9 protein-coding genes and 2 tRNA genes are annotated in these 11912 nt (G+C 64.8%); 8 read left to right on the top strand and 3 right to left on the bottom strand.

Annotated elements, in window-relative coordinates; all coding sequences use genetic code 11:
* Positions 1–89 precede the first annotated feature (89 nt).
* The 3 genes from MJ606_RS08525 to MJ606_RS08515 are packed head-to-tail and all read left to right on the top strand — an operon-like array spanning position 90 to position 2663.
* Positions 90–1670, top strand: coding sequence for a flavin monoamine oxidase family protein (locus MJ606_RS08525; RefSeq protein ID WP_243049096.1), 1581 nt, complete (start codon positions 90–92; stop codon positions 1668–1670).
* The gene (locus tag MJ606_RS08520; protein ID WP_243049095.1) at positions 1667–2119 is read left to right on the top strand and encodes a cytochrome c; all 453 of its coding nucleotides are present in this window, start codon (positions 1667–1669) and stop codon (positions 2117–2119) included. The genes MJ606_RS08525 and MJ606_RS08520 overlap by 4 nt, the downstream gene beginning before the upstream one ends.
* A 46-nt stretch (positions 2120–2165) precedes the next feature.
* Entirely contained in the window at positions 2166–2663 is a 498-nt protein-coding gene (locus tag MJ606_RS08515) for a RidA family protein (RefSeq protein ID WP_243049094.1), read from the top strand.
* Between the two features lie 250 nt (positions 2664–2913).
* Here the strand turns inward: MJ606_RS08515 and MJ606_RS08510 are convergent, their stop codons facing one another.
* The 3 genes from MJ606_RS08510 to rnd form a co-directional block, all read right to left on the bottom strand.
* A complete protein-coding gene (locus MJ606_RS08510) occupies positions 2914–3978 on the bottom strand; it encodes a Fic family protein (RefSeq protein ID WP_243049093.1) in 1065 nt (354 codons plus the stop codon).
* A gap of 703 nt (positions 3979–4681) precedes the next feature.
* A tRNA-Ala gene (locus tag MJ606_RS08505) sits at positions 4682–4757 on the bottom strand.
* Between the two features lie 63 nt (positions 4758–4820).
* Positions 4821–5939 carry a ribonuclease D gene (rnd, locus tag MJ606_RS08500; protein ID WP_243049092.1) on the bottom strand — a complete coding sequence of 373 codons (1119 nt, stop codon included), beginning with the start codon at positions 5937–5939 and terminating at the stop codon, positions 4821–4823.
* 104 nt (positions 5940–6043) lie between these two features.
* Here rnd and MJ606_RS08495 point away from each other — a divergent pair, with 104 nt between their 5' ends.
* From MJ606_RS08495 to clpX, 5 genes are all read left to right on the top strand, one after another.
* The gene (locus tag MJ606_RS08495; protein WP_243049091.1) at positions 6044–7990 is read left to right on the top strand and encodes a formylglycine-generating enzyme family protein; all 1947 of its coding nucleotides are present in this window, start codon (positions 6044–6046) and stop codon (positions 7988–7990) included.
* Between the two features lie 241 nt (positions 7991–8231).
* Positions 8232–8316, top strand: a tRNA-Leu gene (locus MJ606_RS08490).
* A 76-nt stretch (positions 8317–8392) separates the two neighbouring features.
* Positions 8393–9685 carry a trigger factor gene (gene tig, locus MJ606_RS08485; protein WP_243049090.1) on the top strand — a complete coding sequence of 431 codons (1293 nt, stop codon included), beginning with the start codon at positions 8393–8395 and terminating at the stop codon, positions 9683–9685.
* Positions 9686–9722: 37 nt separating this feature from the next.
* Complete coding sequence (clpP, locus tag MJ606_RS08480) at positions 9723–10352, top strand: ATP-dependent Clp endopeptidase proteolytic subunit ClpP (protein WP_243041062.1); 630 nt, start codon at positions 9723–9725, stop codon at positions 10350–10352.
* A gap of 105 nt (positions 10353–10457) precedes the next feature.
* On the top strand, positions 10458–11753 hold the full coding sequence (gene clpX, locus MJ606_RS08475) for an ATP-dependent Clp protease ATP-binding subunit ClpX (protein ID WP_243049089.1): 1296 nt from the start codon (positions 10458–10460) through the stop codon (positions 11751–11753).
* Positions 11754–11912: the final 159 nt, after the last annotated feature.

Below are 11912 nucleotides of genomic sequence, written 5' to 3'. Positions count from 1 at the left end.
TAGGCCGGGGCGACAGCCCATCCGGAAGCATCGGCCCGCTTTGATATTCGACGGAGTGTTCGATGGGAGACGACGGCTGTAAGTTCTCGATGAAACGACGCGATCTGCTGCGCATGATCGGCGTCACTGCTGGCAGCGCGGCGATGTACCAGGCGATGAGCAGCCTGGGCCTGGCCGCCGAATCCACGTTCAAGCCACCTTCGCCGTTGCAGGGCGCGCCCAAGGGCACCACGGTTTTGATCCTGGGCGCAGGCATTGCCGGCATGGTGGCCGCGTACGAATTGCGCCAGGCGGGTTATCAGGTACAGGTGCTGGAATACAACCATCGGCCGGGCGGGCGTAACTGGTCGCTGCGGGGCGGCGACCGCTTCACCGAACTGGGCGGTTTCACCCAGCACTGCCAATTCGCACCCGGTCTTTACCTCAACCCGGGGCCATGGCGGTTGCCGCATCACCATCGCGGCATACTCAGTTACTGCAAGAAACTGGGCGTACCGCTGGAAGCCTTTGTGCAGGTCAACCACAACGCCTATGTGCATAGCGCCAAGGCCTTCGGGGGCAAGCCGCAGCGCTATCGCGCCATCAATGCCGACTATCGCGGCCACGTGGCCGAGCTGCTGGCCAAGACGACCCAGCAAGGCAAGCTCGAAGGGCAGGTGACCAAGGAGGACCAGGAGCGGCTGCTGGAGTCGTTGCGCGACTGGGGCGCGCTCGACAAGAACCTCGCCTACGCGCGGGGCATCACCAGCAGCAACCGTCGTGGCTTCGATAAGGACCCGGGCGGCGGCGTAAGCGCGAGACCCCTGCCATCCCAGCCGCTGGGCTTGCACGACGTGCTTGGCTCGGGTCTGTGGCAGGCGTTGTCCATGGGCGAAATCTACGAGTTCCAGACCACGCTGTTGCAGCCGGTGGGCGGCATGGGCCGCATCGGCGAGGCCTTTGGTCGCGAACTGCAGGGGCTGATCCGCTACGACGCCAAGGTGACCGCCATCCAGCAGGACGCCACCGGCGTCACCGTCGGCTACGAGGATACGGCCACGCCCGGCCAAACCTTGCATGCACGCGCCGATTGGTGCCTGTGCACCATTCCGCTGTCGATACTCGGCCAGCTGCCGCTGAACGTCGGCCAGCCGATGGCCGATGCCATCGCCGCGGTGCCCTATGCCGCTTCGGTCAAGGTGGGGCTGCAATTCAAGCGGCGCTTCTGGGAGGAGGACGAACACATCTACGGCGGCATTACCTATACCGACCTGCCCATCAGCAACATCAGCTATCCAAGCACGGACTTCCATGCGGCTGGCAAGGGCGTGCTGCTGGGCGCGTACATGTGGGGCCTCGACGCCTATGAGTTCACCGCCATGACGCCGGATCAGCGCGTGCGCAAGGCGGTGGAGTACGGCAGTCAGATACACCCGCAGTACACCAGGGAGTTCGAGCATGGCGTCACGGTGGGCTGGCACCGTTCACCGTTCACCATGGGCTGTTTCGGCGTGTGGTCCGAAGAGGCGCGCGCCAGGCATTACGACAACCTTTGTCAGATCGATGGCCGGATCGCGCTCGCCGGGGAACACGCCTCCTACCTGCCGGCATGGCAGGAAGGCGCCGTTACGTCCGCGCTTGACGCCATCGGTCGTATCCACCAGCGAGTGGTGGCGGGAGCGTCCGCATGAACATCAACAGGCCGCGGTGGCTCGCAGGGATGCCGTATGGCGTTTTTCTCTCGCTGTGTTGCGCGATGCCGGTCCATGCCCAATCGTCGGACAACGCCGCCCACCCCGGGGGAAGCCTCGGTTCGGCGACCGGCGAGACGATATTCCGGAGCATCTGCCAGGGCTGCCACATGCCCGATGCCAGGGGCGCCAAAGGCGCGGGCACGTACCCGGCGCTTGCCGGCAATCCCCGTCTCGTCTCACCGCAGTACATGGCCGCGGTGATCCTCAACGGCCGCCGTGACATGCCCGCGTTCGCGTCAGGCGTCGTCGTCGAAGACCGGTTTCTCGACGACGCCAGGCTCACCGATGCGCAGATTGCGGACGTGATCAATTACATCCGCATGCACTTCGGCAACCAGTACGGCGATCGCATCAGCGCCAGCGACGTGGCGGCGCTGCATCGCTGAAGTTCCACCGACACGGCCATGTCCATCAGCAAAGGGGAGTCCATCCATGCGTCATCTTGCCCGCTACGTGCTGTCCTTGGGGTTGCTCGTCATCCACGGCGCAGCGTCCGCGCAGGACGTGATTCGATACCCGATTCCCGGGAGCAGCTTTCCCATTTCCGCGGCGGTTGAAGTGGCCGCCGGCAAGTCGACGATCTATATCAGCGGCAATGTACCGCCTGTCGTCGATCCGGTGGCGCCCAAGGATTCGATGGCCGCTTATGGCGACACCAAGACTCAAACCATCGGTGTGCTCACCGCCATCGACAAGCAACTCAAGGCCATGCACTTGACCATGGGCAATGTGGTCAAGATGCAAGCCTTCCTGGTTGGCGACGACAGTCACAGCGGCCATATGGATTTCGCCGGTTTCATGGCCGGCTATACGCAGTTCTTCGGCACCAAGGAGCAGCCGAACTTGCCCGCGCGCTCGGCCTTCCAGGTGGCCGCGCTGGGCAACCCCGGCTTTCGCGTGGAGATCGAAGTCATTGCCGTACGGCCATAGTCGCCAGGTGATGGCCAGGCCGTAAAAGCAGAACAGCGCTTGCTGCCGGTGGGCGTCAAGCGCTGTTCTGTCTGGAAAACGTGGTGGTGTGGTTCCCCGCTAGAGGAAACCTTCCTGCCACGTGGGCATTGCCACCGTAGGCGCGATTATACGTGACGGGTGTTCCCGAGGGAAAACGCAACACCCCCGCGCATTTCCTCGCTGCCGTAGCTCGCAATCGGTCCGCGGTTCGATCTCCCAACGAGGCCGGTCACTTCAGCCCGTACCACACGCCGCGCCCGCTGCCGTGCTGCTCCAGATGCTTGCGCTCAATCAGAGCGCGGAAGTGCTGCTTCAGGGTATTGCGGCTCGCGCCGGTGAGCTTGATCGCCTCGGCCATCGTGATGCGCCCGTGCTCGCGGGCGAACTCGACGATCTGCAGGGACAGCGCGGGTAGTGCCGCCAGCACGATCTTCTCGCGCTCGACCTTCTTCTCCAGCCGTCGTACTTGCTCGGCCAGCGAACGCAGGAAGAACAGCAGCCACGGCTGCCAGTTCGATGTGTCCGTGCGGATCGTCCCTTGCGTCTGCCGCAGGGCGAGGTAGTAGCCTTCCTTGTTGGCCTCGACCACGCTTTCCAGCGAACTGTATGGAACATAGGCGTAGCCTGCCTGAAGCAGCAGCAAGGTCGTCAGCACGCGGCTCAAGCGTCCGTTGCCATCTTGGAATGGATGGATTTCGAGGAACACGACAACGAAGATGGCAATGATCAACAGCGGGTGCAGTGCGGCCGGGTTCTGATGGGATTTGCTGCGCTCGTCGTCGACCCACGCCGCCAATTCGGTCATCAGGCGCGGCGTGTCGAAGGGTGTGGCCGTCTCGAACACGATGCCGATCTGCGCGCCGTTTTCGTCGAAGGCCGTGACGCTGTTCGAACGGGTCTTGTAGTTGCCCCGATGCCATTCGTCCTTCTGGCTGTGTTGCAGCAGGATCTGGTGGAACTGCTTCAGGTGGCTCTCGTTGAATGGGATGTCCTCCCATGCCCGGAACACCAGATCCATCAGCTCGGCATAGCCCGCCACCTCCTGCTCGTCGCGGGTCTCGAACTTCTGGATGGCAAGGTTGGACAGCAGGCGCTCGACCTCCCGGTCGGTGAGCTTGCTGCCCTCGATGCGGGTGGACGAGCCGATGCTCTCGATGGTGGCAACGCGCCGCAAGGCCGAGAGCCGGTCGGGCGCGAGCGTGCCCAAGGCACGCCACGCGCCCTTGAACTCGTCGATCCGGGCGATCAGGCCCAAGACCTCGGGTGTGATCTGGAGGGCGTCGGTGCGGAACATCAACCAATACTACGCCCAATTACACCCATTTATCCATCGGGCTGAAATTGGGTTGAAATGGGCGTCAAAATGGAGCGTCACCCTTGATGGCCGCTTTGCGGCCAACCATTCCAGCCCCACCGACAAGTCCCTCAACCCAGGGTCGTCCGCCGAATGCCAACGCGCCCACTGATTCATGCACAGCACAATCCCCTGGCTGGCGAACACCGAATGAGCGATATCAGCCGCGCCAATCCTCAAACGCGCTGTAGTTCGGCTGCCCCCTTGCTCGGTTCAGCTTGCCGAGAATCGTGGCATCAATCCGCTGCCACCTGCCGTCGGGCTTTTACCGGATCGAGCATTTCCCCGTGGCTGCGCAGGCTCCGAAAGATTCCTGGCCGGTCGAAATCAGGCTCGTGTGCCTGACGTGTCCGCGCAAGATGGACGAGTGCAAAGAGAGGACTGGATCGACGCTCCGGCGAGCGGTCTTTACCGTCCTTCCCAAATAGGTTCTCGATCGCCCTGCATGGCAACGATCCCGAACGTGCGCAACGCCGCCGGATTCTTTCGGCTGCACCGCGTCACTTGAAACAGGGGCGAACCGGGCGGGTCATGCCGCCCGTGCCTGCGACGGCTGGCACACGTAGAACGGCGCGGAAGCCCGCGTGGTGTGTGGAAGCCACAAAAGAAAGCGCCCAACCGAGAACGATTGGGCGCTGAATAGTGGTGGAGCCAGGGAGGATCGAACTCCCGACCTCGTCATTGCGAACGACGCGCTCTCCCAGCTGAGCTATGGCCCCACAGGAGCGCGAGATATTACCAGCGTGATTCGGCCTTCGCCAAGCCCCTGGGATTAGCCGCTGCTAGGGCAGCAACCGGGCCAGTTCGTCGTGCAGCACATCGCGGCGCCATCCTTCGAGGAATTCGGGCCATTGCGCGGTGACCACGTATTCCTCCAGCGCCTTGCGGGGGCACAGCAGGCCCGGCGGAAGGTCCAGCGCGACGGCGCGCGCGTCGACGCAGTCTTTCATGGCGGCCAGCGCCTTCTTGGCGTCGCCTTGCGGCGATTCGGGGATGGCCGCGGTGGCCGCCACTTCGTCGGCATCGACGGGGCGACGCAGGAGGTCCAGCAGCTCGCTACGCTGCGGCGAGCGCAGCGCGCGCTGGCCACGCGTGCGCTGTTCCAGTTCGCTGGCGGAGGCTGGCGGCTGTTGCGCCAGGCTCATCACGGCGGCGTCTTCGAGTAGCCAGGGGCGTGGCCGGTCGAGCGTACGCGCCGCGTGATCGCGCCACAGCAGCACGCGGCGCAGCAGTGCACGCTGTTCCGGTCGCCAATCGGCGGCGCTGCGAAAGGCGCGTTGCGGCTGCGGGTCGCCCTCGCGGTAGCAGGCGCGTTGCTTGAGGCGCTCGCAGTCCTCGGCATGCCAGGCGGTGCGGTCACGCTGTGCCAGGCGTTCGGCCAGTTGCTCGTGCACTGGCTTGAGATAGACCACGTCGAGCGTGGCATAGGCGAGCTGCGATGCGGTGAGCGGACGCTGCAACCAGTCCGAGCGCGTCTCGCCCTTGTCCAGTTCGGCGCCCGCCAGCTCCGCCACCAGGGCGCGATAGCTCAGGCCCAGTCCCATGCCGACGAAGGCGGCGGCGATCTGGGTGTCGAACAGATGGTGCGGCCCATGCGGCAGCAGTGGCGAGAGCGCCTCGAGGTCTTCGCTGGCGCTGTGCATGACGGTCACCGCATCGCCGGCGCCGATCAATGGCTGCAGGCTGTCGCCAATGTCGAAGGCCACCGGGTCGACCAGGGCGTAGCGACCGTTCCATCCCAGCTGGATCAGTGCCAGCTGCGGATAGAACGTGTTCCGGCGCATGAATTCGGTATCGAAGCCGAGCGCCGCGTCAGCGGGTAGCGCCGCCAGCCATTCCTGCAAGGCGTCGCGGTGGTCGATCCATGCGGCGTCGGGGGCAAGGGCGGAGTTTGGTTGCATGCGTATTCCTGATGACGCAGGTTGCGCGATCGCGCATTGTCCTGACATCGGTTTGTGCCTATGGTTATCCGCGCACCATAACAGGCCGCCCAAGGACGCCCAACATGCCGAGCAAGGAAACCGTGAGTCGCCAGCGCGCCATGGGTGGAGCTGTCGGCGTGGCCGTGCTGGGGCTGGCGCTGGTTTATCACTTCTTTCCGCGGGTGTTTCATGTCGAGCCGTCGGCGGTGACCTCCCGTCCTGCGATGAATCTCGGCCCGATCACCGCGCTCTCGCCAGGGACTGGCGCAGCCACGCCGGTCGGACTCACCGAGATCGATGCCGGCCCACCGCTGACGCTGGCGCCCACGGACGTCATCGTGTCCCGGCTGGGCAAGAAGAACACCAGCCTGCCGGAGCAGTTGAGTGCCGATACGCCGGAAGTCGAGGCCTTGCTCGCGCGCGCCGGCAAGGCGTTGCACGCCGGTCAGTTGGCTGGCGATGAAAACAGCGCCGCGGCGCTCTACCAGCAGGCGCTGAAGGACAAGCCCGATAGCCGTCGTGCCGCCCAGGGCCTGTACGAAGTGCGCGCGCGGCTGGTGGCCGAGATCAACCAGGATATCGCCGTAGGCGATGCCGATTCCGCCGACGGCCTGCTGGAGGCACTCAAGACCATCCCTGATTCCAATGATGACGTGGCCCAGCTCCAGGCGAAGCTGAAGACGCTCGCGCAGGTGCGGCCGTTGCTGGCCAAGGCGGCCGGGTTGTTGCAGCAGGGCAATGTGGACCAGCCCGCGGGCAACAACGCGCTGGAGCTCTACCGTCAGGTGCAGAAGCTGGATCCAGACAACGCGGTGGCGGAGCAGGGCGTGTTGCAGGTGCAGCGCGCCGTGCTCGATCGGGCGCTGGCTGCGGTGGCGCAGAACGATTTCAAGGGCGCCGACCAGGCCGTGGCCGAGGCGGCAACCGTGCTCGCCGATTCGCAGGCGCTGCGCGATGTGCGCACGCGCGTCGATGGCATGCGACAGGCCCGTGCGGCAGGCGTGCTGGCGCAGGCGCGCTCGGCGCTCGATGCCGGCAACCTCGCGCTGGCGCAGCAACTGGCGGAGCAGGCCAAGGGCATCAGCCCCGACCTGGCCGGCCTGGCGGATTTCGGCGAGCGCCTGACCAACGCCCGCCTGTATGCGAGCTACAAGCCAGGGCAGGTGTTCACCGACCGCTTCGTGGACATGCCGGGGCAAACCCCGGCGATGGTGGTGGTGCCCACCGGCAGCTTCCAGATGGGCGCGCCCGATGGCGAGCGCGGGCGGCAGGACGCCGAGACGCCGCAGCATGAAGTAACGATCACCAAGGGCTTCGCGCTGGCGCGCACCTCGATCACGGTGGGACAGTTCCGCGAGTTTGTCCGGGCCAGTGGGTACCAGCCCGACTCGGTGAAGCTGGGGGGCGCCAGCATCTACGACGAAGGCACGGGGGCCATGCGCGACGATCCCAGCGCGAGCTGGCAGACCGACTATGCCGGCCGGCCAGCGGACGAACGCCTGCCGGTGGTCAATATCTCGTGGAACGACGCCAAGGCCTACGCGGAGTGGCTCAGCCAGCGCACCGGCAAGACCTATCGGTTGCCCAGCGAGGCCGAATTCGAATACGCCCTGCGCGGCGGCACCACCACGCGTTACTGGTGGGGCGACGGCACCCCGCCGTCCAAGCTGGAAAACCTCACCGGCAGCGGCGACCGCTCGCCCAGCGGTCGCCGCTGGAGCAACGCCTTCGCGGGATACCGCGATGGCTATTGGGGGCCGGCCCCGGCGATGAGCTTCGCGCCCAACCCGTTCGGCCTGTACGACATCGATGGCAATGTCTCCGAATGGGTGCAGGACTGCTGGCACGACAGCTACCTGCGCGCCCCGCGTGACGGCAGCGCCTGGGTCAACCCCGGTTGCGGCGTGCGCGTGGTGCGTGGCGGTTCCTGGGGCAGTTCGCCCGAACAGGTGCGTTCCGCCTATCGCCAGGGGGCGGACGCCAGCGTGCGCAGTGGCCGGGTCGGCTTCCGTATCCTGCGTGAACTGTAAAAACCACTGACCCGGGACGCACCCTCCGTCGCGGAAGGCTGGAGACGCTTCGGAGCCCGGCCTCGCCCCGCTTGTGTTGTCACTGCTGCGAACCGTAAAATGACCCGCTTTCGTGTAAGGGAATCATCGACTTAGGGTGGAGTGCCCGGAAGCTGGCGGGGAGGGTCATGATGGTGCGTATCGCCCATCTATTCCCTTGCAAATCCGGTGCTTGCGGAAACCCCTCACAAGTTGTTCTGATGCGAAAGTGGCGGAATTGGTAGACGCACTGGATTTAGGTTCCAGCGGGTAAAACCGTGCGGGTTCGAGTCCCGCCTTTCGCACCATCCCTTTGTTATTGCTGGCGGCCGGGGGCCGCCATGCGCCTTGACGGGCGCACTTTCAGGTACTCCAGGAGACGTCATGCAGGTTTCGGTTGAAAACGTCGGCAAGCTCGAGCGCAAGCTCACGGTGAAGTTTCCCGCGGAGCGCTTCGAGACGCAGGTAAGCGCACGCATCGCCGAGATGGGGCGCACGGTGCGCCTGAAGGGCTTCCGTCCGGGCAAGGTGCCGACTGCGGTGATCCAGCAGCGTTTCGGTGATCAGGTGCGCGGCGAAGTGCTTTCCGACCTGATCGGCAGCACGCTGCGCGAGGCGGTGGAGCAGGAAAAGCTGCGTCCTATCGCCAACCCGTCGATCAACACCACCGGTCGCCCGGAAGACGGCGAAATCGCCTATACCGCCACCTTCGAGATCATGCCGGAGTTCCCGGAAATCGATGTCGCCAAGCTTGAGGTCACCCGTCCGGTGGCCGAAGTGACCGACGCCGACATCGAAAAGATGATCGAAACCCTGCGCGCCCAGCGCCGTAGCTTCGACCCGGTCGAGCGCGCCTCGGCCGAGGGTGATTTCGTGATGTTCGAGTACTCGGCGCAGGCCGGCGACTATCGTTTCCCGGCCGAAGGCCTGGAGCGTGCCGGCAGCGTGCTGGGCTCGGGCAACCTGTTCAAGGCGCTGGACGACGTCCTCACCGGCCGCAAGGCGGACGAGGAATTCGACGCAGACGTCGAATTCCCGGCCGACTTCCGCAATGAAAATCTAGCCGGCAAGACCGCCCAGAGCCACTTCAAGATCATCAAGGTGCAGGAGCCGAAGCTGCCGGAAGTGAACAGCGAGTTCGCCCAGCTGTTCGGCATCGTCGACGGCGACCTGGAGAAGTTCCGCAAGGAAGTGCGCGCCAACCTCGAGCGCGAACTGAAGGCCACCCTGATGGCCCGCCTGAAGTCCGAAGTGGCCGAGAAGCTCGCCAACGCCCACCCGGAGCTGGATGTGCCGAACGTGATGGTGCAGTCCGAGGCCCACAACCTGGCCCAGGGCAGCGTGCCGCGTGGCCAGCAGGTGCCGCCGCAGCTGGTCGAGGCCGCCACCCCGATCGCGCGCAAGCGCGTCATCGCCGGTCTGCTGATGGGGGAGATCGCCCGCAAGCAGGCGCTGGTGATCGACCGCAGCCGCGTGGCCGAGCAGCTGGCCGCCATCGCCTCGACCTACGAGGAGCCGGAGAAGGTCATTGAACTGTACAACCGCGACCCCCAGTTGATGTCTGGGCTGCAGAACCGCGTGATGGAAGACCAGGTAGCCGAGTGGGTGGCGGATCACGCCAGCACCACCGTGCAGAACCTGGGCTTCGACGAAGTGATGCGCCCGGTCAGCGCCTGAGGCATCCTTCAGGCCAATCAACCGGAGAGCGACAAGCATGGCTATGGACCCGATCCAGAACCTCAACCTGGTACCGATCGTCGTCGAGCAGACCGCCCGCGGCGAGCGCTCGTACGACATCTACTCGCGCCTCCTGAAGGAGCGCGTGATCTTCCTCGTGGGCGAGGTGAACGATCAGGTGGCGAACCTGCTGGTCGCGCAGATGCTGTTCCTTGAATCGGAGAACCCGGACAAGGACATTCATCTGTACATCAACAGCCCGGGCGGCGCCGTTACCGCCGGGCTGGCGATTTACGACACCATGCAGTTCATCAAGCCCGACGTCAGCACCATGTGCATCGGCCAGGCCTGCAGCGCCGCGTCGCTGCTGCTGATGGCCGGCGCCAAGGGCAAGCGCTACTCGTTGCCCAACTCGCGCGTGATGATCCACCAGCCCTCGGGCGGCGCCCGCGGCCAGGCCACCGACATCGAAATCCAGGCCCAGGAAATCCTGTACCTGCGTCGCCGCCTGAACGACATCTACGTGCAGCACACCGGCCAGCCCCTCGAAAAGATCGAGCGGGACATGGAGCGTGACCGCTTCATGAGCGCCGAGGCCGCAAAAGAATACGGCCTGATCGACCAGGTGCTCGATCGTCGTGCCGTCGAAACGGTGAAATCTGCCTGATTTCAGGCATTTGGCCCGAGCTTTGCCAGCGTTCCGCGTCTCGCTGCAGACGCGGAACGCTGTGCTATTCTCAAACCGCAATCGATTTATCAGCAGGATGAAAGCATGAGCGACGAGCGGCAGGGCCGTTCCAACGACGGCGGCAAGATTCTCTACTGCTCCTTCTGCGGCAAGAGCCAGCATGAAGTGCGCAAGCTGATCGCGGGTCCTTCCGTGTTCATCTGCGATGAATGCGTAGAGCTTTGCAACGACATCATCCGCGAGGAGCTGGAGGAAAAGGCCGCCTCCGGGCGCAGCCAGCTGCCCAAGCCCCGCGAGATCATGGAGACGCTCGACCAGTACGTGGTCGGCCAGACCCGCGCCAAGAAGGCGCTGGCGGTGGCCGTGTACAACCACTACAAGCGCATGGAATCGCGTTCCAAGAGCGACGACGTCGAGCTGGGCAAGTCCAACATCCTGCTGATCGGTCCCACCGGTTCGGGCAAGACGCTGCTGGCCGAAACGCTGGCGCGCCTGCTCAACGTGCCGTTCACCATCGCCGATGCCACCACCCTCACCGAGGCTGGCTACGTGGGCGAGGATGTGGAAAACATCATCCAGAAGCTGCTGCAGAAGTGCGACTACGACGTCGACAAGGCGCAGTCGGGCATCGTCTACATCGACGAAATCGACAAGATCTCGCGCAAGAGCGAGAACCCGTCGATCACCCGCGACGTGTCCGGCGAAGGCGTGCAGCAGGCGCTGCTCAAGCTCATCGAAGGCACGCTGGCTTCGGTGCCGCCGCAGGGCGGCCGCAAGCATCCGCAGCAGGAATTCCTGCAGGTCGACACCAAGAACATCCTGTTCATCTGCGGTGGCGCGTTCGCTGGCCTGGAAAAGGTCATCCAGCAGCGTTCCGAGACCACCGGCATCGGCTTCTCGGCCGAGGTGCGCAGCAAGGAGCGCAGGGAAAACCTGGGCAAGGTGCTGGCCGACGTGGAGCCGGCAGATCTGGTGCGTTATGGCCTGATTCCCGAGTTCGTCGGCCGCCTGCCGGTGGTCGCCACGCTCGACGAGCTGGACGAGCCCGCGCTGGTGAAGATCCTTACCGAGCCGCGCAATGCCGTGACCAAGCAGTTCAAGAAGTTGTTCGAGATGGAAGGCGTGGAGCTGGAATTCCGCCCGGAGGCGTTGCAGGCCATCGCCCGCAAGGCGCTCAAGCGCAAGACCGGCGCCCGCGGCCTGCGCACCATCCTCGAGCAGGTGCTGCTGGAAACCATGTACGAACTGCCGTCGCTGGAGCACGTCAGCAAGGTCGTGGTCGATGACGCCGTCATCGAGGGCCAGGCTGAGCCGTACCTGATCTACCGCGGCAATCTCAAGCAGCCGCGCGCGGCGGGCGAGGGCGGCGACGCCGCCTGATCGCAACCACGGCGCAACAAGCGTTGGTCGAATGGCCTCGGCGAATTGCCGGGGCCATTTCGTTTGCGTGGTTTGTCATGCACTTGTGAGTGCGCCCGCGTGCCACCACTTGACGTACAGATGGCCCCGGCGCAGTGTCGAGGCCGACACGACATTCAT

It is taken from the genome of Dyella sp. RRB7, from assembly GCF_022761115.1.
Taxonomy (GTDB): Bacteria; Pseudomonadota; Gammaproteobacteria; order Xanthomonadales; family Rhodanobacteraceae; genus Dyella.
The sequence above is the reverse complement of the archived record's forward strand: the minus strand, read 5'-3'. Positions and strand labels throughout refer to the sequence as shown.